Annotated in this window: 26 protein-coding genes; 15 read left to right on the top strand and 11 right to left on the bottom strand. The window is 60.6% G+C overall.

Annotated features, from left to right (window positions below; translation table 11 throughout):
* Positions 1 to 142: 142 nt before the first annotated feature.
* A complete protein-coding gene (locus QZ190_RS00670; RefSeq protein WP_291912324.1) occupies positions 143 to 1,642 on the bottom strand; it encodes a M81 family metallopeptidase in 1,500 nt (499 codons plus the stop codon).
* Positions 1,643 to 1,971: 329 nt separating this feature from the next.
* Between QZ190_RS00670 and QZ190_RS00665 the strand changes: the two genes are divergently transcribed.
* Positions 1,972 to 3,207, top strand: a complete 1,236-nt coding sequence (locus tag QZ190_RS00665; RefSeq protein ID WP_291912321.1) for a C45 family peptidase — start codon at positions 1,972 to 1,974, stop codon at positions 3,205 to 3,207.
* Here the strand turns inward: QZ190_RS00665 and QZ190_RS00660 are convergent.
* The 3 genes from QZ190_RS00660 to QZ190_RS00650 are packed head-to-tail and all read right to left on the bottom strand — an operon-like array spanning position 3,173 to position 5,117.
* Positions 3,173 to 4,051 (bottom strand): dienelactone hydrolase family protein, encoded by an 879-nt coding sequence (locus QZ190_RS00660; protein WP_291912319.1) that lies wholly within the window; start codon positions 4,049 to 4,051, stop codon positions 3,173 to 3,175. The genes QZ190_RS00665 and QZ190_RS00660 overlap by 35 nt on opposite strands.
* A gap of 5 nt (positions 4,052 to 4,056) precedes the next feature.
* Complete coding sequence (locus QZ190_RS00655) at positions 4,057 to 4,443, bottom strand: hypothetical protein (protein ID WP_291912317.1); 387 nt, start codon at positions 4,441 to 4,443, stop codon at positions 4,057 to 4,059.
* Positions 4,440 to 5,117 carry a transglutaminase family protein gene (locus QZ190_RS00650; protein WP_291912316.1) on the bottom strand — a complete coding sequence of 226 codons (678 nt, stop codon included), beginning with the start codon at positions 5,115 to 5,117 and terminating at the stop codon, positions 4,440 to 4,442. Before QZ190_RS00650 ends, QZ190_RS00655 begins: the two co-directional genes overlap by 4 nt.
* A gap of 96 nt (positions 5,118 to 5,213) precedes the next feature.
* Here QZ190_RS00650 and QZ190_RS00645 point away from each other — a divergent pair, with 96 nt between their 5' ends.
* The 9 genes from QZ190_RS00645 (at position 5,214) to QZ190_RS00605 (ending at position 11,669) form a co-directional block, all read left to right on the top strand.
* The gene (locus tag QZ190_RS00645; protein WP_291912314.1) at positions 5,214 to 6,107 is read left to right on the top strand and encodes an MBL fold metallo-hydrolase; all 894 of its coding nucleotides are present in this window, start codon (positions 5,214 to 5,216) and stop codon (positions 6,105 to 6,107) included.
* A 117-nt stretch (positions 6,108 to 6,224) separates the two neighbouring features.
* A complete protein-coding gene (locus QZ190_RS00640; protein ID WP_291912312.1) occupies positions 6,225 to 7,040 on the top strand; it encodes a fumarylacetoacetate hydrolase family protein in 816 nt (271 codons plus the stop codon).
* A 99-nt stretch (positions 7,041 to 7,139) separates the two neighbouring features.
* A complete protein-coding gene (locus QZ190_RS00635) occupies positions 7,140 to 7,436 on the top strand; it encodes a type II toxin-antitoxin system RelE/ParE family toxin (RefSeq protein ID WP_291912309.1) in 297 nt (98 codons plus the stop codon).
* Between the two features lie 3 nt (positions 7,437 to 7,439).
* Positions 7,440 to 7,730, top strand: a complete 291-nt coding sequence (locus tag QZ190_RS00630; protein ID WP_291912307.1) for an addiction module antidote protein — start codon at positions 7,440 to 7,442, stop codon at positions 7,728 to 7,730.
* A gap of 195 nt (positions 7,731 to 7,925) precedes the next feature.
* The gene (locus tag QZ190_RS00625) at positions 7,926 to 8,357 is read left to right on the top strand and encodes a LexA family transcriptional regulator (protein ID WP_291912305.1); all 432 of its coding nucleotides are present in this window, start codon (positions 7,926 to 7,928) and stop codon (positions 8,355 to 8,357) included.
* Between the two features lie 16 nt (positions 8,358 to 8,373).
* Positions 8,374 to 9,249 carry an excinuclease Cho gene (gene cho / locus QZ190_RS00620; RefSeq protein WP_291912303.1) on the top strand — a complete coding sequence of 292 codons (876 nt, stop codon included), beginning with the start codon at positions 8,374 to 8,376 and terminating at the stop codon, positions 9,247 to 9,249.
* A gap of 208 nt (positions 9,250 to 9,457) precedes the next feature.
* Positions 9,458 to 9,763, top strand: a complete 306-nt coding sequence (locus tag QZ190_RS00615; RefSeq protein WP_291912300.1) for a hypothetical protein — start codon at positions 9,458 to 9,460, stop codon at positions 9,761 to 9,763.
* A 31-nt stretch (positions 9,764 to 9,794) separates the two neighbouring features.
* Positions 9,795 to 10,952, top strand: coding sequence for a serine hydrolase (locus QZ190_RS00610; protein WP_291912297.1), 1,158 nt, complete (start codon positions 9,795 to 9,797; stop codon positions 10,950 to 10,952).
* Between the two features lie 144 nt (positions 10,953 to 11,096).
* Positions 11,097 to 11,669 (top strand): pyridoxamine 5'-phosphate oxidase family protein, encoded by a 573-nt coding sequence (locus tag QZ190_RS00605; protein WP_291912295.1) that lies wholly within the window; start codon positions 11,097 to 11,099, stop codon positions 11,667 to 11,669.
* Positions 11,670 to 11,717: 48 nt separating this feature from the next.
* Here the strand turns inward: QZ190_RS00605 and QZ190_RS00600 are convergent, their stop codons facing one another.
* Positions 11,718 to 12,122 carry a dihydroneopterin aldolase gene (locus tag QZ190_RS00600; RefSeq protein WP_291912292.1) on the bottom strand — a complete coding sequence of 135 codons (405 nt, stop codon included), beginning with the start codon at positions 12,120 to 12,122 and terminating at the stop codon, positions 11,718 to 11,720.
* A gap of 197 nt (positions 12,123 to 12,319) precedes the next feature.
* On the opposite strand from QZ190_RS00600, the gene QZ190_RS00595 reads away from it, so the two are divergent.
* Together QZ190_RS00595 and QZ190_RS00590 are read left to right on the top strand one after the other, a co-directional pair.
* Positions 12,320 to 12,709 carry a hypothetical protein gene (locus QZ190_RS00595; RefSeq protein ID WP_291912291.1) on the top strand — a complete coding sequence of 130 codons (390 nt, stop codon included), beginning with the start codon at positions 12,320 to 12,322 and terminating at the stop codon, positions 12,707 to 12,709.
* 148 nt (positions 12,710 to 12,857) lie between these two features.
* Positions 12,858 to 13,250, top strand: a complete 393-nt coding sequence (locus tag QZ190_RS00590; RefSeq protein WP_291912289.1) for a DUF4149 domain-containing protein — start codon at positions 12,858 to 12,860, stop codon at positions 13,248 to 13,250.
* Positions 13,251 to 13,271: 21 nt separating this feature from the next.
* Here QZ190_RS00590 and QZ190_RS00585 read toward each other — a convergent pair whose 3' ends face one another.
* Together QZ190_RS00585 and QZ190_RS00580 are read right to left on the bottom strand one after the other, a co-directional pair.
* Positions 13,272 to 13,625 carry an HNH endonuclease signature motif containing protein gene (locus QZ190_RS00585; RefSeq protein ID WP_291912287.1) on the bottom strand — a complete coding sequence of 118 codons (354 nt, stop codon included), beginning with the start codon at positions 13,623 to 13,625 and terminating at the stop codon, positions 13,272 to 13,274.
* Positions 13,626 to 13,715: 90 nt separating this feature from the next.
* Positions 13,716 to 14,243: a heme-binding protein gene (locus tag QZ190_RS00580; RefSeq protein ID WP_291912285.1), complete on the bottom strand. Its 528-nt coding sequence runs from the start codon at positions 14,241 to 14,243 to the stop codon at positions 13,716 to 13,718.
* 293 nt (positions 14,244 to 14,536) lie between these two features.
* On the opposite strand from QZ190_RS00580, the gene QZ190_RS00575 reads away from it, so the two are divergent.
* Both QZ190_RS00575 and QZ190_RS00570 read left to right on the top strand, forming a co-directional pair.
* Entirely contained in the window at positions 14,537 to 15,031 is a 495-nt protein-coding gene (locus QZ190_RS00575; RefSeq protein ID WP_291912283.1) for an ABC transporter substrate-binding protein, read from the top strand.
* Positions 15,032 to 15,093: 62 nt separating this feature from the next.
* The gene (locus tag QZ190_RS00570) at positions 15,094 to 16,134 is read left to right on the top strand and encodes an ABC transporter substrate-binding protein (protein WP_291912281.1); all 1,041 of its coding nucleotides are present in this window, start codon (positions 15,094 to 15,096) and stop codon (positions 16,132 to 16,134) included.
* 99 nt (positions 16,135 to 16,233) lie between these two features.
* Here QZ190_RS00570 and QZ190_RS00565 read toward each other — a convergent pair whose 3' ends face one another.
* The 3 genes from QZ190_RS00565 to QZ190_RS00555 all read right to left on the bottom strand — a co-directional run bounded on the left by QZ190_RS00565 (position 16,234) and on the right by QZ190_RS00555 (position 18,232).
* A complete protein-coding gene (locus tag QZ190_RS00565) occupies positions 16,234 to 17,307 on the bottom strand; it encodes a DUF533 domain-containing protein (RefSeq protein ID WP_291912279.1) in 1,074 nt (357 codons plus the stop codon).
* 179 nt (positions 17,308 to 17,486) lie between these two features.
* On the bottom strand, positions 17,487 to 17,789 hold the full coding sequence (locus tag QZ190_RS00560; RefSeq protein WP_291912276.1) for a type II toxin-antitoxin system RelE/ParE family toxin: 303 nt from the start codon (positions 17,787 to 17,789) through the stop codon (positions 17,487 to 17,489).
* Positions 17,786 to 18,232, bottom strand: coding sequence for a hypothetical protein (locus tag QZ190_RS00555; RefSeq protein ID WP_291912275.1), 447 nt, complete (start codon positions 18,230 to 18,232; stop codon positions 17,786 to 17,788). Before QZ190_RS00555 ends, QZ190_RS00560 begins: the two co-directional genes overlap by 4 nt.
* A 134-nt stretch (positions 18,233 to 18,366) precedes the next feature.
* Here QZ190_RS00555 and QZ190_RS00550 point away from each other — a divergent pair, with 134 nt between their 5' ends.
* Positions 18,367 to 18,627: a hypothetical protein gene (locus tag QZ190_RS00550; protein ID WP_291912273.1), complete on the top strand. Its 261-nt coding sequence runs from the start codon at positions 18,367 to 18,369 to the stop codon at positions 18,625 to 18,627.
* 6 nt (positions 18,628 to 18,633) lie between these two features.
* Here QZ190_RS00550 and QZ190_RS00545 read toward each other — a convergent pair whose 3' ends face one another.
* Complete coding sequence (locus tag QZ190_RS00545; RefSeq protein ID WP_291912271.1) at positions 18,634 to 19,383, bottom strand: hypothetical protein; 750 nt, start codon at positions 19,381 to 19,383, stop codon at positions 18,634 to 18,636.
* Positions 19,384 to 19,502: the final 119 nt, after the last annotated feature.

Raw genomic sequence — 19,502 nt, 5'->3', positions numbered from 1 at the left:
TGAGACCCGGTCTTGTTGGTGCGTGTTGAGGCTGAAACCCGCTTCTGCAGAACACCGATCGCGGTCGCAGACCACTCCCACGGGTCAGCCTTGGGTTCAGATGGGCCGTGTGTTGATCGGTGGGGACAGTCTCTGACCGCGATCAGTCGGTCGCTGACCAGCTGACCCCCGCATCCAACGGGTAGATCGGCCGGCGCAGTTTTTTGAATTGCAATTCGCTGTAATCCGAGGTGCAGGCCCCGGCCCCGGCGCACTCCACTGTGGCGCGGGCCAGGTGGCCCAGGCCAGCGCGCCAGTGCACCCGGCTTTTGAGCACCACAAAATCCTTTTGCGTCGGGTCGATGCCCAGGCACAGCAGGGCGTTCACGTCAAAGGGCTCGACATGGCGCGAGATCAGCGCCACCTCCACATCGCCTGTGTCGATCACCACCGCCTGGCCCATGTTTTGCCGGGCACCTTGGCTCATGGGGCCTTTGTTGCGGTACTTGCCGTTCGAGATCAGCTTGACCACGCCGCTCAACTCAATCGGTGCGCTGCGGTGCGGCATGAGCGGCATGGCCATCTTGCCGCCCACTTGCAGCCGCACCTGCGCACCAATGCCCGCTGCAATGGCTTCTTGCACCGCCTGCGGGTCAAAAATCGCAAACACCGCCACGTTGCGCAAACCCTGGCGCAGCACCTCGGCCAGCACGGCGGTGGTGTCCATGGTGCCGCCCGAGGCCGCGTTGTCGTAATGGTCGAGCAACATGACCGGGAACTCGGTGAGGGTCTTGGCTCGGGCCACCGAAGCCGCCAGCGGCTCCACCCCGTAGACCCACTGCGCGCGGCTGTCCCAAGCCATTTGCATCAGTTCGTCGCGCAGGCGCTGGGCCAGCGCCGGGTCGTTGTCGGTCACCACCACCACCGACAGGCCCGCGTTCTCGATGTCGGCATGCGGAAAACCGGTGAACACGCTGGCGCACAAAGCGCCTTCGGCCTCCATTTGCTGGGCACGCGCCTGGATCGAGCGGTTGGGCTCGTCCAGCGAGCTTTGCCGCATGATGTGCGGGATCATGGGCAAGCGGCCCCAAGCTGTGGTGGGCTTGGCCTGGCCTTGGAGCAGCTTGAGCAGGGCCGTGCCCGCCCGCACGCCGGTGCCATACATGTCCACATGCGGGTAGGTCTGGTAGCCCGCCACGGTTTGCGCCAGCTCGACCATGTCGGCGTAGACGTTGGCGTGCATGTCATAAGCCACGCCAATCGGCGTTTTGGGGTCGATGGCGCGGATGCGGTGCAGCAACTCGCCTTCGCCGTCTTCATGGCTTTCGCTCACCATGGCGCCGTGCAGGTCCAGCAAAATGCCGTCAAAACCGCCCCGCGCCACGGCCTGCAAAATGGCCTGGCTCATGGACTCGTAGGCATCGTCAAACACCAGCCCGCTGGGCGCGGCGTGTGCACCCAGGGCCAGCTCGAACTCCGCTCCCGCGTGCTCGGCCAAATCAATGAACGCCCCTGTGGCCGTGCCCGTGCCGCGAAACGCCGCAATGGCCGCGTCGCCACGCGGTGGCGCTTCGCCCGGGCCCAGTGCAAAGCGCTGCAAGTCGGTGGGCACCGGCGAGAAGGTGTTGGTCTCGTGCATCATCATTGCGATCAGTAAACGCATGGCAGGGTCTCCAGTTCAACAGACGTCCATGATGGCCCCGTGTGCTGGCATGTCACAGTCACCGAGGTGCCAGTGCGAAGGCGAATCTCAGTGGGTCCGGGTTGACGTGTCGGGCCATGGGCATGAGACTCATGCTTGAACCGCTGTCGAAGGAGCCTGCCCAGTCGGCGATCGATTTGGATGCCACCTCAAAACCTGCCGCAGGTCTGATTTAGTAGGAGCCCACCCCGTGGGCGATGGGCGTGCAACTGTCCGCAAAACCATCGCTCTCGAGGTGAACTCCTTCAAGCCAAGTTTCTTCGCAGTTCAAGCCATTTTGGAGACAAAACATGTTCCCTTGCATCGACACGCTGCACGCCGCTTCGGCACAAGAACGCGGCCAAATTTATGGTCAAGATGCCAAGGACCGCATCCAGCACAGCGTGGTCACTTACGCCCGATTGTTTGCCGCCTGCGGCATCGACTGGGCCAGCGCTTGCGAGCGGGCCATGCGCTTTGAAGGCGTCATTGCGCAGGTGGATGCCGACCTCATGGCCGAGCTGCGCGGCATGGCCCAAAGCAGCGGCCAGAGCCTGGGCAGCCTGATGGCGCTGAACTGCCGCACCGAAATTTTGCCGCCCACGTTTTTGGCGGATGCGCCGCACCTGAAAGACGCCGCATCAGCGGCCCTGGCCGCCAACCGCGCCGCAGGCCTGCCCGACTGGCTGGAGCAAGCCGCCTGGGACAGCGCCCTGCACGACGGCGAATGCACCGCCATGGGTGTGACCGCCGCGGCCAGCCGCACCGGCCAAGCCTGGCTCGCGCAAAACTGGGACTGGATGGGCCGCCAGCGCGAAGCCCTGGTGGTGCTGCACACCCAAGGCCCCAGCGGCCAAAGCATCACCACCCTGACCGAGGCCGGCATGCTGGCCAAGATCGGCATCAACCAATCGGGCTTTGCGTTGGGCCTGAACATCTTGCGCTCGGTGCGCGACGGCAGCCGCCTGGGTGTGCCGGTGCATGTGCTGCTGCGCCATTTGCTCGACTGCCGCTCGGTGGCGCACGCCCGCGAGCGTTTGCAGGTTTTGCAGACTGAACTGGGTTTGGGCTTTGGCGCGGCCTCCAATGTGCCTTGCGCCGATGCCCAGGGCCAGGCCGCCTGCTTTGAGGTCTCGCCCGCGGGCTGGGCCGAGGTCACGCCCACCCGTGGCGTGGTGGTGCACACCAACCATTTTGTGTGCGAATCGCTGCTCGCCGAGCAAGCCCCCATGGGCCCGGGCTTGTCCAGCCACAACCGCTTGGGCACCGCACATCAACATGCGCTGCAAACACCCATCGGGCAAGCCGAGTTGGAGCACTTTTTGCGCGACGAATCGGACGGCTTTTTGTCCATCTGCCGCAGCCCTGACCCGAGCGTGCCGCCCGAAAGCCGCGTCGAAAGCGTGGCCGGCATCGTCATGCACACCCAGCCGCCCGCCATGTGGGTGGCCTGCGACGTGCCCAGCCGTGTGGCCTTTGAATCGGTGCCTTTGGCCGCTGCGTCCCGTCAGCTCAGTGAGCGATTGGAACCGGCCATCGTGTCTTGAGCAGGTCCAGCACATCCTGCCAGGCCTGCGGGCCGGTCACAGGGTTGCGCCCAGCATGAACGCCCATGCCCGGATGTTGGCCGTTGGGCACACGGGGCAAGTGTTGGACTTGTCCCACCGGGTTGTCAAAACCGTGGTGGCTGTCCGGGTACAGCTTGAAGCTCATGCCCGCTTTCTCGGCCAAAGCCACACAGGGCTCAGCAGGGGTCCAATCGTCCAAGGCCCCAAGCAGCATGTGCACAGGCCAAGTCGGCTGATAAGCACGCCGCAGTGCATCGGCGCAGCCCGGATAAAAGGCCAAAGCGATGTCTGGCGTCACGCTGGACGGAGGGAGTTTTTGTGTGCTGTCCGAACTGGCCAGCACGGCACTGCCACCATGGGACCAACCCAGCAAGGCAACCCGTTGCTGATCTGTCCAGGCTTGTTGGGCAAGCCAAGCCAAGGTGGTGTGAACGTCACTGCGCCGATGGCTCTGCCGCACCTGGCGTGATGCCATGCGTTGTTCGCACAAACTGGTTTCTTGTCGGGGTGTGAGGCTGTCGGGCCAAACCACGCTGTAGCCTCGGGCCAGCAGTAAATCGGTCATGCCCTGATGGCGTGCACTGAGCTGGCCTTTGCGCGAACCGACCGTGGCGTACATGCCGCCACATCCGTGCAGTGCCACCACCACTGGGCGCTGTGTGTCACTTGGTTGTTGAGGGGGATGGAACACCCAAACTTTCAGCGCCAAACCGTTGGCACTCGGCAGAAGTTCCGACACGGGCTGACCATAGGCCGATGCCCCAAGTCCCAAACTCAAGAACAGCCAAAGACGGCAGCTGCGCAGGTGTTGAAGAAGGTGCATGGCCCTTAACCCCGCGAGTTTTCAACCAAGTGCCGCACCGCGTCAGACACCCGCATGCCCAGCTGCAGGCCGTGCGCCAGAGCCAGCGCGTTCAGGCCGTTGACCACGCCGTTGTCCAGCCCGTCTTGCGCTTCGCCAATGCGGGCCGAGGTGTGCGCATACAAAATGGCCAGCACGCCCACGGCCTGCAACTCGTGCAGCGCTACGCGACCGGCATCGTCTTTGCCACCCCCTGCATCGTTGAAGGCCACAGCAAAAGGCTTGTGGGTTTGCGCGGTCACAAAATGCGAGGCTGACAAGCCGCCGTGCGAGCCCGACACGATCACCGAGCCGGCATGCGAGGCGTTGACCAGCGCAATCGAGTCCAGCAGCACCAGTGCGCGTTGGGTCATCGCGTTTCTCTGGCCACATCCTGCTCGAAGCTGGCTTCCTTCAAGGGGGCTTTTTCGGCCATCCAGCCGCTGTAGACGGTTTGGAAGTCGGTCACGATCTGCGCCAGCGGCATGTCGTCAAAGGTGCCGCGCTGGTTCACGTACTCCATGTGCCGGTTGCCTGCCTTGTCAAAGGGGTGGTAGATCGAATCGTTTCGACCATCAAACTCCAGTGGCAGCAGGCCGAACTTGTCGCACAGCTCGATGTTGAAAGCGGGTGTGGCCTTGACCCATTGGCCGTCCAGCCAAATGTCGGCATAGCCGTGCCAGATGAACACATCGGTCTGCATGGTCTGGCGCAAGCGCTCGGTGCTCAAGTGGTTGCGCACATCGGCATAACCCAGGCGGGCGTGCAAGCCCGCCGCCCGGCAGGCTGCGGCCATCAGCGCCGCTTTGGGCACACACCAGCCCGAGCCTTGGGCGATGACCGAGCTGGCCCGCATACCTTGGGGCGACAGGTCGATGCGGTAGGGGTCGTAGCGAAAGCGGTCGCGCACCGCCAGGTACAGCGACACCGCGCGTTCGCGGTCGGAGGCGCCTTGCGCGTGTTGGCGCGCCAGGGCGATCACGTCCGGGTGGTCGCTGTCGATCAGGGCCGTGGGGGCCAGGGTGGCGGGGGAGGGCAGGTCGGTCATGCGGTTCACTGTAGCGCGCGCGGCAGCATCGGGGTGTCACGCTGGCTATAGTGGCCTGTCGCGCCCTGGATGGGGCGCAGTTCAGGAAAGGAAGCCATGACCTCGGTTTTGAATTTTGGTGCGGTTCGTGTGCACCTGGGTGAAAAGTCCGGCAAGTACCCCGACGGCAACCAGCTCATCGTGCAGGGGGCCGACACCCGGGTGGCCTTTGACACGCCTGAAGTGGCCAACCGCATCGGCCCCGAGCTGGACACGGTGGACCTGGTCATCTTGGGCCATGTGCACGAAGACCACATGGCGGGGCTGCACCGCCTGCCCCAAGCCCGAGTGCAGGTGCACGAGGCCGACTTGGCGGCGGCCCAATCGTGGGACGGCTTGTGCCAACACTATGGCTACCCCCAAGACGTGCTGGACGCGATGCTGAGCATCGTGCAAAAGGATTTTCATTACCAGCCCCGGCCCGACGCCACTGGCTACAGCGACGGCGCGGTGTGGGACTTGGGCGGCGGCGTGCGCGTGCGGGCGCACCACCTGCCGGGCCACACCGCAGGCCACTGCGCCTTGGTGGTCGAGAGCGAAGGTCTGGCCTTCATTGGCGACATCGACCTGAGCAGCTTTGGTCCGTATTACGGCGACGCCACCTCCAGCCTGAGCGACTTTCGGGAAACCTTGAAAAAAGTCGCCGAGCTGGACGCCCGCATCTGGGCCACCTCACACCACAAGGCGGTGGTGACCGACCGGGCGCAATTCATGGCCGACCTGGCGCGCTTTGCCAGCAAGATCGACGAGCGCAGCGCGCAGCTGCTGGGCTATTTGCAAGCCCCGCACAGCTTGGACGAGCTGGTGAGCCGCCGCCTGCTGTACCCCGCAGGCTACGACGTGCCCTTTGTGCCTTGCGCCGAACGCAACACCATCGGCATGCACTTGGATGAACTGCTGGCGCAGGGGCAAATTGCCCGTCAAGGCGACGGCCGTTATGTGGCCCTGTGAGTCCACCCGCAGCCACGGCGATGTGGCCTGGGTCTGCAAGGCTTTTTGCAGCGCTGATGCAGCACGCGCTTGGCCCGTCAGCATCGTTCTATTTCACTTGTCATCAGGAGACACCCCATGACCCCCGAACAACTCTTGCAGCACCACGACCAAGCCATTTTGTGGGGCCAGGCCCCCGGCGTGGTGGGCGGCCCCGACACGGCTGCGGCCTACCAACAAGCCTTGGCTGTGCGCCAGTTGCGCCAGCAGCGCGGCGAAGTGGCCAAAGGCTACAAGATCGGTTTCACCAACCGCACGCTGTGGCAGCGCTACGAGGTGTTTGGCCCCATGTGGGGCACGGTCTGGGACACAGGCCTCAGCTTTGCCGAGCCCGCTGCATCGGGGTCTGCCGAAGGCAGCATCGACCTGACCCACACCTGCCAGCCCCGGCTGGAGCCTGAAATCGTCTTCGGCATGAAAGCCACGCCCCCAGCCAACGCCAGCCCGCAGCAATTGTTTGAAGCCATCGACTGGCTGGCCCCCGGTTTTGAAGTCGTGCAGTCGCACTGCCTGGACTGGAAGTTCACCGCCACCGACACCATGGCCGACAGCGGCTTGCACGCCCGCCTGCTGGTGGGCCAGCGCCTGCCCGTTGAGCAACTGGCCGCCGATGCGCAGGCCCTGCACACCCTGCTGGCGCAGGCCCAAGTCACGCTGTTCAAAAACGGCCAGGCGGTGGAGCAGGGCTGCGGCACCAACGTGCTCGACAGCCCGCTGAATGCCTTGCACCACTTTTTGAAAGAACTGCGCCAATGCCCCGGTGCGGTCGACCTGCAAGCGGGCGATGTGATCACCACCGGCACCTGGACCGACGCCTGGCCGCTGCAAGTGAGCGAAAGCTGGCGCGCCGAATTTTCTGAGCCGCTCGGCAGCCTGAGCGCCCATACTTGTTGACATGTCATGAAGTCTTGAGCGACAGGAAAGGGATGGATTTTTTGTAGGAACCCACCTGTGAGGTGGCGATGTTTGTATTCGATCGAATACAATCGACGCATGTACCAAGTAGAGACCACAAAAGACTTTGATGCTTGGCTGGATGGACTCAAGGACAGTCTGACTCGCAAGCGCCTTGGAATGAGGTTGCGCAAAGCTCAACTCGGGAACCTGGGCGATGTGAAGCCCGTAGGCGAGGGCGTCTGGGAAATGCGCGAATTTTTTGGACCAGGCTGGCGCATGTACTACATCCAGCAAGGTTCTGTGTTGATCGTGATGCTTGGCGGTGGCGACAAGTCCACTCAAGCGGTTGACATCGCTGCGTCTGTTCAGTTGGCCCGTTTGTTCAAGGAGTGAACCATGAAACCCGATACCCGACCCTTCGACATCACAGAGATGCTGCAAGACGATGAAAGCATTGCCGAGTACCTGACTTTGGTGATGGAAGACGGTGATCCTGCATTGTTGGCAGCCACTTTGGGTGACATTGCCCGTGCCCGTGGCATGACACAGATCGCAAAAGACGCGGGCATTGGCCGCGAGGCTTTGTACAAAGCGCTTCGTCCGGACGCCAGCCCTCGGTTTGATACCGTCGCCCGTGTGTGCAAGGCCCTGGGTGTGAAGTTGGTGGCGCAGCCGGTGGTGGGTTGAGTTCATCTGGCGGCTGCAGCGATAGGCACAAAGCAACACCCGCAGGGCCTTGAGAGACCGACACCGCTGGCCATAAAAAAACGCCCCGAGCCGCAAAGACCGGGGCGTGAATCAACAAAAATGTCAGGCAACTGCAAGAAGCATGACCACGCCAGTATACTGTAAATATAAACAGTATATTGAGCCGTTCACGCCATGCATGCCCCCGACACGCCCCAAGCCCTGCCCCCCGGAAACTGGTGGCTGCAGGCCTTGCCCGCCAGCATTGCGGCGGGTTTCCCGTCGCCTGCCGAGGACCATCAGGTCGAGCGCATCGACCTCATGCAGCAATTGGTCAAACACCCGCAGGCCACGTTTTACATCCGCGTGCGCGGCGAGAGCATGCGCGACGCCGGCATCCTGGACGGCTCGGTGGTGTTGGTGGACCGCGCCATTGAGCCTGCCGATGGGCACATCGTGCTGGCCGTGATTGACGGTGATTTCACCTGCAAAACCCTGCGTTTGCCCAGTGAGGGCTTGCGTCTGCAAGCGGCCCACCCCGACTACCCCGACATCGTGCCCAAGGACGGCCAAAGCGTGGACATCTGGGGCGTGGTGATCGCGACCATTCACCAACACGCCACTTGATCTGACATGATCTGACATGGCCACCATTTCCCCTCGCCACCGCCGCGACGACTTTGAAGAAAGCCGGGTCTACGAATACCCGCAGCACCTGCGCGAAGCCATCGAAGACGCACCCACCGGGGCAGGCGTCTACACCTTCCATGGCCAAGAAGGCGATTTGCCGCTGTACATCGGCAAAAGCATCAACATCCGCGCCCGCCTGCTCTCGCACCTGCGCACCCCCGACGAAGCGCGCATGCTGCGACAGACCCAGCGCATCAGCCACATCCGCACGGCGGGCGAGATCGGGGCGCTGCTGCTGGAGGCGCAAATGATCAAGGCCCAGCACCCGCTGTTCAACCAGAAACTGCGCCGCAACCAACAGCTGTGCAGCCTGCAAATGACGGGCGAGGTGCCGCAAGTGGTTTACGCCCGCGACATCGACTTTGCCAGCCAGCCCGAGCTGTATGGCCTGTACGCCAGCCGCCATGCCGCGCTGGATGCGCTGCGTGCTGTGGCCGACCAAAACAAGCTGTGCTACGGCCCGCTGGGCCTGGAAAAACTGCCCCCCGGCAAAGCCTGCTTCAGGTCCGCCATCCGCCAATGCGCGGGCGTGTGCCGGGGCGATGAAAGCCCTGAGGCGCACCGCGAGCGCTTGTTCAGCAGCCTGCTGGCGCTGCGTGTGGAATGCTGGCCTTACCCGGGTGCGGTGGGTTTGGTCGAGCGCGATGGCGAATTCACGCAAATCCACGTTGTCCAGCACTGGTGCTATCTGGGCAGCACCCCCAGCGCCGAAGCCGCCCGCCAACTGAGCCAAACCGCCAGCCAAGTGGCTGCCCATTTTGACGCCGATGGCTACAAAATTCTGTGCCGCCCTGTGCTTACGGGCAGTGTGGAGATTTTGGTGTTGTAGGGTGTCCGTGCAATCAGTCTTGGGCGGCGGTCATCTTGAACGCATTGGGGGCCAAGAGGGTGATGGATCCGGGCAATTTGCAATGAAAGAACAATTGGACTCTACGGGTTATTTAGCAGAAAATATAAAAATGACAATGAAAAGCCAACTGATCTGTCCAGTGAAATCCATGCTGCCCATGGCCCCGATCGACTGAATTCAGTTTGCGATGCATGTCGACCAGCAGCGCCCGGGCGACACGTACTTTTCCCGATTCATCCGGGACATGGGCACCCCGCAGACTCGTGCGCCGGGTTTGATGAACAGCATCGGTGGCTACGGCTGCTTGACCTGGACCGACAACGCTCTGGCGGCCTACAGCTTCTGGGCCACCGGTTATGGGGGGCTAAGCATCGCATGGAGCACCGACCCGGCCAATCAGCGGGTGTTTGTGCTTTTCAGCAATTCGGCTGATAGGCATGTCGACCCGATCTGCCCCATCGCCAGAGCATGGCTTGCGTTGGGCAGCAAGTAGTTTGTGACAGGTTATAAAAATGGAGCGATCAATGAATGTGCGGACAAAAAATTTACTCGCATTGGGTTTGGCATCCCTCACTATTTTTTATGCTGGGGCGGCGCTTGCACAAAACAACAAGGGCCAAATAGGAACCGATCAATTTTGGGCAGATTTTTCCAAAGGCCTGGAGTGGCTTCCCACCTCCAAGTCCGTTTCTGCGTCGCCCACAGTGTCCAATTTGGAGATAGCGACGGACAGTTTGAATTCCAGCTTATCCCCTCTGGTCGATCAGGCATTTGATCCCGATGTTCACCGCATCGTCATCCTGTCGCACAAGCGCAGCATCATTCACCGCAAATACAACGAAAGATGGGTCAACGAGAAGTCTCGTCCCTCCAGCGCATCCATGGCCAAAAGCTTGACGGCATTGGCTGTTGGCAAAGCCATTTGCAATGGCGCCATCGCCAATGTGGACGAGAGCGCCTCTGTGTATTCCAGCAGGCTGCGCGGCACCTCTTGGGGGAACGCGAAGATCCGTCATTTATTGGCCATGAGCAGTGGCTCGAACAAGCCCGTTTATTCGCCAACAGGTTCGCCCACACCACAAGTGCAAGCTGAGACACTGGCCAAGTCATACCAAGGCAAGATGACGCATGAATTCGTGAGCCTGATGGTGAAAGCGGATGAAAAGTATGCCCCGTCGGGTCAACAGGGCTTGTACAACAACCTTGACACACAGGCCTTGGCCTTCTTGGTGGAAGACGCTACCCGTCAAAAATTCATTGAATTTTTTGAACGCGAGATTTGGCACGCTATGGGTGCCAGCCAAGGGGGTTCTTGGTCCCACAACAGTCTGGGCCAAGTTGCAGCATTTTCGGGTTTTACGGCACATCCCTATGACTGGATCCGATTGGGCCACTACGTTTTGGAGGAGCGCGCCAAAGATACATGCTTTGGCCAATTTCTGAAAGAGGCCACGACACGGCAAAGTCAGGTGGTTTTACCCAATGGCTCCGCCGCGTACGGTTTTCAAACATGGTTGGGGTGCGGCGGCGTCGATACCTTTTGCTTCTTGGGCCACGGCGGGCAGCGTTTGCAAATGAGCCCATCGACAGGTCTTGTGATGTATGTACATGCCACCAGTTTGTCTGCCAGCCAATCTTTGCTGGCCATGTACCGTAGTGTGGCCAGTCGTTACCCGAAATAAATTCAAAGCAACTCAAGGTGATGGATCGCTTGGGGGGCGTTGCGGCGTGGCATGGTCTAAAAAGGGGTGATTGGGCTGATGCCTCGGGCCATTTGATTGATTTTACCTATCCTCTTTCATCTTTGCCCCCTTAACCCCCGATCCATGAAAATCCACCTGCAAACGCCCGAGGAAATACGCCCGCAAATCTGGAAAGAGCTGGCCCGTGCCAGCTTGGACCGGCACCACGAGTGGCGCACGCCCGTGCTGGCTTGTGTCGACGCTAACGGTTTGCCCGATGCCCGCACCGTGGTGTTGCGCCAGGTGGATGCGGTGGCCGGGCAGCTGACTTTTTACACCGACAGCCGCAGCCCCAAAGTGGCTCAATTGATGACTCAAGCTTCAGCGATGTTGGTGTTTTGGAGTGCGCGTTTGAGTTGGCAATTGCGGGTGCGGGTGGCCTGTTCGGTCATCACGTCTGGCCTGGAGGTCGAGGCGCTGTGGCAAAAGGTCCAGCAGTCGGCGGCTGCGGGCGATTATTTGTCGCCTTTGCCGCCAGGTGCTGTGTTACCGCTAGGCGGCGCGGCAGACGCCGAAACGGTCAATGCCCCCGCGCCAGCGCACAGCTTTGCCATGCTGCGTGCGCAGGTGCTTCAGATGGACTGGTTGGAGTTGTCGCGCGACGGGCATCGCAGGGCGCGGTTGAGCGCCAGCACTTGGAAGTGGCTCACGCCTTGAGTGGGGCGCGTCCCGAGCAGGCGTCAGGGCCCAGAGCCTGGGCGTTGCTCAGGCCTTGACGCCTCGCATGCGCTGCAGTTGCGCGCCACCCACATTCAAGCGCACGCCCAAAGATCCGCTGCCCGCACGCACCGGAAATTTGCGCAGAGCCATCTCGAGCGCCTCAATCGCCGGGTAGTCCGCGCAGGCCTGCACGATGCGCGTCATCAGCCGCTCTTGGGTCTCGTACAGCCCGTCGGCTGCCAGTCGTTCGATCTCGATCACCAAAGGGTCGTAATCCAACACATGGGCCATGCCATCTTCGGGAATCAGCACCAGATCGGGATCGATCCACAGCGTCAAGTCCAGCGCGTGGTACTCGGGCACGGTGTCGCCGGGGGCGTAGGTGCCGATGCGGGTGCTCAGATGGAAGTCTTTCAGTTCGATCCGGCTGGTGGTGGGTGTTGTGGGCATGGTGGTTTCTGGCGGGTTCGCGGTTTGTGCTTCAAGGATTGACGGGGCAAATCGTCGACTATCGTACTCGTATCAGAAATTCATTAAAAAATTTTAAAAATATCTGAAAATTAATAAATAAATTAAATTCCGGGTTACCATCTGCATTCGTGCATGATTTTCAAGAATTATGTTTTGTCATTTTTTGAAAGTCTGTCATGTTTTCTTTGCTGAAGTTTTTTTACCTCTTGTTCAAGTCCTTTCCGGACCTGCTGAACATTGACCGCAACGCGCTCAAAGGCGTTCCCGACCAGACCAAATACCTGAGCATGATCCTGCTCAGCTGCTTTTGGTGTTTGGCGTTTGGCCTGTATGTGGGCGAACTGGTCTTCATTGGCTACAACATGATCGGCCATGTGGCCGTGCTCACCATGGCCTTTGTGACTTGGTGGACTTTCAAAAGCCTCAGCCTCAAAAATGCGGCATCACCCACCGTAAACTACCTGCGCATGCCCGACCGCAGCAGCCGCTGTGACGAATATTCCCCTTTGCAGCGCGAGCAAATGGCCGCCAAGTTGGCCGCTTTTGCCGTGCCTCAAAGCGTTTAAACCACAAAGCCCAAGCGGGGCTTGGGCTCCCTTGATCCTTCATGGCGATGCCTGATGGGTTGCGCGATTGCTACCTCAGGCTTGAGGGGCATCGCAGCAGTTTTGCAAATGCCATAAGCTGAAAATATCCCGACCGACTGGAATGCTTGTGAGCGACATTATTTTTATTTTGACCGTGGCCTTGCTGTTTGGCGGCATGGTGTTGTATTCGTTCGGTTTTGCGGCGTTTGTTTTTTCCGCCTTGCCCGCTGATGTGGCTGGGCCTTTGCTGCGCAAAGCATTCCCGCACTTTTATGCATTTGTCGCCGTGACCGCCTTGGTCGCCGCAGGCCTGGCCGGACCCGACAATGAGCTGGCCGCCAGTCTGATGTTGATGATCGCCTTGACCACTGTGCTCACGCGCCAGCTGCTCATGCCCGCCATCAACCGCGCCACCGACACGCAAGCCAGGGCCCGCTTCAAAGTGCTGCACAGCTTCTCGGTGCTGATGACGCTGAGCCATATTGCCGCAGCGGGTTTTGTGCTGACGCAATGGGTCTGAGGACAGGGATGAGGTCGGGGCTCAGCGCTGGCTTTTGAGCCGTTGGCTCTTGCGGCTTTTTTCAAAAAACGCGTCCGGCTTGGTTTGCACCCACCGGATGAAGCGGACCATCTCTTCGGGCTGCTTCAGGGCCTCGACCGTCGCGTAAGTGCGGGCCAATTCGGTCTCGGTGAACAGCGCATGGATTTGGCGGTGACAAATGCGGTGCAGCACCACGGTTTGTGCGCCACCGTGCGACTTGGGCACCAAATGGTGCGCGTCTTGTTGACTGGGCGGAATGGGCCGCTCGCACAGCGGGCACAGCATGGCATCGCTGCGCGGTGCGGGCAGGGCCTCAAGCTGGGCTTGAATGAGTTTTTGACGGATGCGCCCCATCACGGCTGCAAGACTTTTTGGACCATCGCCCAAGGCTACAACAGGTGGTCAGCGGCGCAGGCCGCATCGGGCCATTGAGCCTGCCCGCTTTCAGGGCATCAGGTCAATCAAGATCTCGTTGCGCCGGTTCCAAGGCAGGGTGAAAGGGTCGTCGTAGCGGGCGATTTGGGCGGTGGGGCTGAGCTTGAGTTGGCGGGCCTGCGCCCAAGCCCGCAGGCGCTCGGTCTGCTCCTGGATGCTCGCTTGGGTGGTAAAGCCGCTGAAGCGAACCGCCACTGTCTCGTGCTCGGGCACGGGGCGCAACTGGATTTGCGGGTTGAGCGGCTGGGGCAGGGTCTGCACGCTTTCAGCGGACGGCATCACAAAATGCACGCGCCAACCTTGGTCTTCGGGCACCACGGTCACGGGCGCGGTCATGGAAATTTTGCGCTGCGCACCCAGCCCGGCTTGCAGGTTGTCGCCAAAGATGTAGGACGCGATGCGCCGAAAGCCGCTGCGGCTGGCGGCATCGAAATCCCCCTGAATTTGCGTTTGGGCCACCGTGAAGGCGGCGTAGCGGCGCACCTCAAAAGGCGGGTCTGAGACGAGCACGGTGTAACGCGGTTCTTCAACGGCCATGGCGGCTCCACAAAAAAGGAACAGGACGGGTGATAAGAGGGAGGGCAAGAGGGAAAAAAGCCAGAGCATCATGGGACAAGTCGGTGTTGGGGTGGGTGCATTGAATCAAATTCATCCTAGCAGCATCGGTCTCTTACCGCACGGATGCCGCCACTCAATGCATCCTTATTCGCCATCACGGCAGACCTGGTGCTCGCCTCTGAACGACATGCCCAAGCTTGGGGCATGAAAACCATAGCCTCTGTTAGCATGCGCCGACAGGTCAATACAGCACTCATTTCGGGATTCAAGACATGCACAACCGCTTCGCACGCGCCATCGCCATCGGTCTTTTGGCAGGGCTCAGCTTGGCCCCGGCGGCCTACAGCCAAAGCCCATCCCAGCCGCTGGTTTTGCGGGTGGCCAACCAGGGCGACGTGCTGTCGCTCGATCCGCATTCGCTCAATGAGGCGGTGCAGCTGTCTTTCCTCTACAACGTGTTCGAGTCGCTTGTCACGCGCGACAAGCAATTGCGCCTGGGGCCGTCGCTGGCCACTGCTTGGCGGCTTAAGTCGCCGATGGTGTGGCAATTTGACTTGCGCCAGGGGGTGGTCTTTCATGACGGTGCATCGTTCGGGGCCGACGATGCGGTGTTCTCTCTGGACCGTGCGCGGGGCGAAGGTTCGGATGTGCGCTCGCAATTGGCCACGGTCAAGGAAGTGCGCAAGACAGGGCCCTACCAGATCGAAATCGAGACGGCACGACCCAACCCAACCCCATCTTGCCGGATGTCATCTCCAACATCCTGATCCTGAACAAAAAATAGGCCGAAACCAACAACGCCACCCGACCGGTCGACCGCCGAAAAGGGGTGGAGAACGCCGCCACGTTCAAGGCCAATGGCACGGGTCCTTTCAGTTTGAAAGAGCGCCAACCCGGTGTGCGCACCGTCATGGTTCGCCATGCCAGCTGGTGGGGACAGCATGAAACCAACATCGACGAAGTGTCCTTCATGCCGATTGCTAACGATGGCACACGCGTCGCAGCCCTGGTCTCCGGCGAGGTGGACCTGATCGATCCCGTGCCCCCGCAGGATTTTCAGCGCGTCAAGGAACGGCAGGTCTTGACCGTGCTGCAGTCGCCCGAGGCGCGCATCATTTTTCTGGGCTTTGACCAGCACCGCGATGAATTACCGGGCAGCAGCGTCAAAGGCAAAAACCCCTTCAAGGATGTGCGGGTGCGCAATGCGCTCTACCAGGCCATCGATACCATCGCCAGCAAAGTCATGCGCGGCCTGGCCCGGCCCACAGGCGGCATGATCAACGACGGGATCCGCGGTTTTTCAGCCGACGCGGAAAAACGCCTGCCCTATGACCCGGAGGCGGCGCGCAAGCTGCTGGCCGATGCAGGCTATCCGGCGGGATTCGAGATCACGATGCAGTGCCCCACTGACCGCTACGCGAACGACGGTGAAATCTGCCAGGCCGTTGCTGCGAACCTGGCCCGCGTCAATGTGAAGGTGCGGCTGCAGACCGAGTCCAAGGCGACCTATTTCCCGCGTGCCCTCAAGCGAGAGCTGTCGTTTTTCATGCTGGGTTGGTCGCCAGCCGGCTTCGACGCGCACCACCTCTTGCTCACCGCGCTGGCTTCCCCGGCGGGTGCGCAGGGCCAGTGGAACTTTGGTGCCTACAGCAACCCCCAGCTGGATGACCTGACCCACCGCATCCAGGTCGAGACCAACGAGGCGCAGCGCAACCGCCTGATCAAAGAGGCGCTGACCCTGCACGCCAACGATGTCGGCCACATCCCCTTGCACCAGCAAATGGTCACCTGGGGTGCCAAATCCAATGTTGACGCTTACCAGCGTGCCGACGGTTTCATGTTGTTCAAGTGGGTCAAGTTCAAGAAGTGACCCCGTTCGGGGCAGCGCGCTTGGCCAACCCGCCGCATCCAGGTTTTTGAGGTCGCGGCTTGGGGCGGCTGACTTGGCCAGATGGCGCGCCGCAGCCATTCAGCCCCGGACCATGCGCATCACCTCGCCCGCGTCCAGGGTGGACGCCCGGGTCTGGATGTCACCCAAGTGCTGCTGTTGCAGGGTCTTGCCGCTGCTCAAAAGGCCTTGGTAAGTTTGGCGCAGCAAGTCGGTGGACATGACGCGACCGCCTGCGTAATAGCGTTTGGCCAAATGGCCGAGCGCGTAAGTGCTGGCAAATGAAAACGCCATGCCCGTGGCCTGGCTGCCAATACCGCCGAGCAGCTTGCCCCCCGCCTTGCCCAGCAAACCGCCCAGCAGCTTGCGGCCAAACTCTTCGATGTATTGCGAGGTCAGACCCACGCCCGCAGCGGCAATGAATTCCTTGATGTGGCCTTGGTCGAGCGACACGCCGTGGGCCTGGCCCACGCGGTAGACCATTTTGATTTGCAGCGGAATGATGGCCATGGACGCCCAGGACTGGGGCAGCAACTCCAGCGCGCCGTTCAAGATGGCGTAGTTGAGGATGGAGCGGTCGATGGCGGCGTTGTCCACAGCGGGCGCAGCGGCCGCAGTGGGGGCGGCGGGCGAGGCGGGCGCAGCAGGCACAGCGGGCGTGGTGTGTGCCAAGGTCCCGGCCGATGCGGCGGACGCTGCGCCGGCCAAGGCGACGCCTGACAAAGCGGTGGCCGCCCGTACAGCGTGCAGCGGCGCGGCGGCCTCTTCGGCATAGGCGGCTTGGGCCAATGCCTGGGTGTGCGCGGTAGTCTCGGGCTCCGCACCACCCAGCTGCAAATCGGTTTTGAGGCGCTGCAAAAACGCGGCTTCGGCCGGGCTGCACAGGCCGTCGGCGTGGCACACGGCGGTAGCCCACTCATAGGCCAGTTGGCGGTGCATCGGGTCTTGCAGTTGCGCTGCGGCTTGCTGCGCCGACAAACGCCCCAAGAGCGCGGCCTGCACAGCCTGGGCCAGTTGCTTGGCGCCGCCTTGCTCGTCGAGCTGCAAGGACAAGTCGCGCACAAAGTCACGCTCGTCTTGGGACTTTTCACCATCGGCCATGGCGGCGTGAACCATGATGGCCAAAAGCGCTTGCTGGGTGGGGGCGTTGATCATGTGACTTGGAAGAGGTTGAAAACAAAAAAACCAATTCAAGCACATGGGGCCAAAAGAGCACCTGTTGGCGAGGGGCAATGACCTGTTGCTAAAGGGAATTGACGTGCTTTGCGCAGGCGCTGCGCTTTTGACAACGACGCGCGTCATGGCGATAGGTGTAAAAGAAGAGGGCACGCCCCTCAAGGTGTTTGTTGCGCTGCGTGTTTCACACGCAAGATTTCGACGGTTCGGCTCTCGGTCAGCACGCGGTAAAACACGATGTAGTTCGGGTGCACCACCAGTTCGCGCAACCATTCTGGCAAACCCGGCCGACCTTGTCGGCCAAGCTGTGGGTGCTGTGCCAGCCTCCCGGTCTTGTCGCGCAGTTCTTGACCGAAGCTCTGGGCTCGCGTGGGGTTGTCCTTGCCGATGTAGCGCACGATGGCGCGCAAGTCTTCGCGGGCCATCGGACGCCATGCGACGCGAAAAAGCGGCTGCGTCATACTCGCTTGTTCTGAGTCAAGGCGTTCAGCTCGGCGGCCATGTCGGCCATGACGTCATCGTGCGCAATGCTTGGTCGCGGGTCATCCAGCGATGCCTGGATTTCGCTGGCCAGCCACTGGTTATAGGCGGCGGCTTCGTGTGCGCCGCGCATGGCGTTGGCCCTTCCTCGGTTACCCGAATTCGTTTCTTTGTCGGCAGGGTCGTAGTCGGTCGCGTCGAACTGGCCTACGGTGATGCCAATTTCGCGTAACACATTGAAGGCCGTCAAAGGATTGCCAAAGCGGCGCGGCTCGGTGCTGCGGGCCTTTGACAGCAGGGCTCCAGAGCCGCTGCGGGTGTCGATCTGAACCAGAAACGCCCCGCCTTGCCCCTTCAAGATCACACCCGACACACCGCCGGCATCGTTTGCAGCACGCAGCTGCTCCAAGGTTATGCTTTGCATGATGGGCTCCTTATATGTTGCGCTTGAAAACAAGATTGATTGTGCAGGTATTCAAGGAGCTGTGCAATCTGGCGTGGTCTGTCACCGTGTGATGCGGGGGGCAGTCCTCGGGACAAATCAGCCATGGAACACCCATGAACTTCCACGCCAAAGCCTTGCTGGGCTTTATCGCTTTTCACGTCATCGTCACGGGCGGTGGCCTGATGTTTGACCAGGTACCGCAGGCGCTTGGCCAAGGCGCGAACGACAACGACGCTAAGCTGGTGGGCGCGGTGCTTTGGGCGGTGTGGTGTTTGACGCTGTCTATGGGCGCGCTGGGGATGGCGTATCTGAGCCGGGCAGCTTTGAAGCTGGTGCGGGGGAGTTGGTGGCGGGGTTGTGTTTCAGGAGAGTAAGACTGGTTAGGTATCACCGTCGGACTTTTTATAGTTCAGAAACGCCCTGCGACCTTCTTGTGTGAATCTGATCGCTCTACCTGTTGCTGTAGTCAATCGCTCTATCAGATTCCGATTCAACAACTCACCAAGATCAAACTCTACCTTTATTCTGTCAATACCAGATTTTTTAATAATTTCAAACTCGTTGGCACTACCGCCGGAGGTACTAAGAAGATGCAGGAGACTAAATTCAGATGGTGACAGTTCGTTGTTCAAATGAACTGTCTTTGACAAAGAACCGGAATCTGCGGGCTTGCTATCAAGGGCCGCTTTTAGGCTAGTGATCTCTTCGTTCAATCGCTGAATCTCCTCACTGCTGCGACGGTCGCGGGCTACAAATTCAGCGCGGAGTTGCGTAGACCTTTCGAGAGTCAACGGTGTCTCGTTTGTTATTCGTTGCTTGATTTCGTTAATTTCCCTCTGACGCTTCAATGTAAATTCGTAGACGAAGCGTGCTGGGTATGGATAGAGAAATACATACGCTAGAGACGTCATCAGTGGGAAGGCGAACCCCTTAAGCAAAATCGCAGTCCAGTCTGGGAAGGCTAACCTATGGACGAGATCGAAGGTTGTTGTGACCGAAGCATCCGAGAACAGGATGACCAAGAACTTCCAATTCCACACCACCCATGAGATAAGAAATGCCCCAAGTAGTGGGCTTGAAAAGCGCTCGACGAGCGTTTGCTTTGCGGATTGGAGTATGTCTTCGATCATCGGGAGTCTTAGAGGCTTAACAGGCTGCTGAAATACTCACGTCGTCAGAGGGGCCCTGTTGCCCCGCTTCACGATTTGCCCGATTTTCTTTTCGTATTTTGAAATTTCAGCCCCCAGGG

This window comes from Limnohabitans sp. (assembly GCF_017848645.1).
GTDB lineage: Bacteria > Pseudomonadota > Gammaproteobacteria > Burkholderiales > Burkholderiaceae_C > Limnohabitans_A.
Note: the sequence above shows the minus strand (reverse complement) of the source record. Positions and strands in the feature narration are given on the sequence as shown.

Excerpts from the sequence above, each read along its gene's own strand:
- QZ190_RS00670 (WP_291912324.1), bottom strand. The coding sequence starts at position 1,642 with ATGCGTTTACTGATCGCAATGATGATGCACGAGACCAACACCTTCTCG.
- QZ190_RS00665 (WP_291912321.1), top strand. The coding sequence starts at position 1,972 with ATGTTCCCTTGCATCGACACGCTGCACGCCGCTTCGGCACAAGAACGC.
- QZ190_RS00660 (WP_291912319.1), bottom strand. The coding sequence starts at position 4,051 with ATGCACCTTCTTCAACACCTGCGCAGCTGCCGTCTTTGGCTGTTCTTG.
- QZ190_RS00655 (WP_291912317.1), bottom strand. The coding sequence starts at position 4,443 with ATGACCCAACGCGCACTGGTGCTGCTGGACTCGATTGCGCTGGTCAAC.
- QZ190_RS00650 (WP_291912316.1), bottom strand. The coding sequence starts at position 5,117 with ATGACCGACCTGCCCTCCCCCGCCACCCTGGCCCCCACGGCCCTGATC.
- QZ190_RS00645 (WP_291912314.1), top strand. The coding sequence starts at position 5,214 with ATGACCTCGGTTTTGAATTTTGGTGCGGTTCGTGTGCACCTGGGTGAA.
- QZ190_RS00640 (WP_291912312.1), top strand. The coding sequence starts at position 6,225 with ATGACCCCCGAACAACTCTTGCAGCACCACGACCAAGCCATTTTGTGG.
- QZ190_RS00635 (WP_291912309.1), top strand. The coding sequence starts at position 7,140 with ATGTACCAAGTAGAGACCACAAAAGACTTTGATGCTTGGCTGGATGGA.
- QZ190_RS00630 (WP_291912307.1), top strand. The coding sequence starts at position 7,440 with ATGAAACCCGATACCCGACCCTTCGACATCACAGAGATGCTGCAAGAC.
- QZ190_RS00625 (WP_291912305.1), top strand. The coding sequence starts at position 7,926 with ATGCATGCCCCCGACACGCCCCAAGCCCTGCCCCCCGGAAACTGGTGG.
- cho (WP_291912303.1), top strand. The coding sequence starts at position 8,374 with ATGGCCACCATTTCCCCTCGCCACCGCCGCGACGACTTTGAAGAAAGC.
- QZ190_RS00615 (WP_291912300.1), top strand. The coding sequence starts at position 9,458 with ATGCATGTCGACCAGCAGCGCCCGGGCGACACGTACTTTTCCCGATTC.
- QZ190_RS00610 (WP_291912297.1), top strand. The coding sequence starts at position 9,795 with ATGAATGTGCGGACAAAAAATTTACTCGCATTGGGTTTGGCATCCCTC.
- QZ190_RS00605 (WP_291912295.1), top strand. The coding sequence starts at position 11,097 with ATGAAAATCCACCTGCAAACGCCCGAGGAAATACGCCCGCAAATCTGG.
- QZ190_RS00600 (WP_291912292.1), bottom strand. The coding sequence starts at position 12,122 with ATGCCCACAACACCCACCACCAGCCGGATCGAACTGAAAGACTTCCAT.
- QZ190_RS00595 (WP_291912291.1), top strand. The coding sequence starts at position 12,320 with ATGTTTTCTTTGCTGAAGTTTTTTTACCTCTTGTTCAAGTCCTTTCCG.
- QZ190_RS00585 (WP_291912287.1), bottom strand. The coding sequence starts at position 13,625 with ATGGGGCGCATCCGTCAAAAACTCATTCAAGCCCAGCTTGAGGCCCTG.
- QZ190_RS00580 (WP_291912285.1), bottom strand. The coding sequence starts at position 14,243 with ATGGCCGTTGAAGAACCGCGTTACACCGTGCTCGTCTCAGACCCGCCT.
- QZ190_RS00575 (WP_291912283.1), top strand. The coding sequence starts at position 14,537 with ATGCACAACCGCTTCGCACGCGCCATCGCCATCGGTCTTTTGGCAGGG.
- QZ190_RS00565 (WP_291912279.1), bottom strand. The coding sequence starts at position 17,307 with ATGATCAACGCCCCCACCCAGCAAGCGCTTTTGGCCATCATGGTTCAC.
- QZ190_RS00560 (WP_291912276.1), bottom strand. The coding sequence starts at position 17,789 with ATGACGCAGCCGCTTTTTCGCGTCGCATGGCGTCCGATGGCCCGCGAA.
- QZ190_RS00555 (WP_291912275.1), bottom strand. The coding sequence starts at position 18,232 with ATGCAAAGCATAACCTTGGAGCAGCTGCGTGCTGCAAACGATGCCGGC.
- QZ190_RS00550 (WP_291912273.1), top strand. The coding sequence starts at position 18,367 with ATGAACTTCCACGCCAAAGCCTTGCTGGGCTTTATCGCTTTTCACGTC.
- QZ190_RS00545 (WP_291912271.1), bottom strand. The coding sequence starts at position 19,383 with ATGATCGAAGACATACTCCAATCCGCAAAGCAAACGCTCGTCGAGCGC.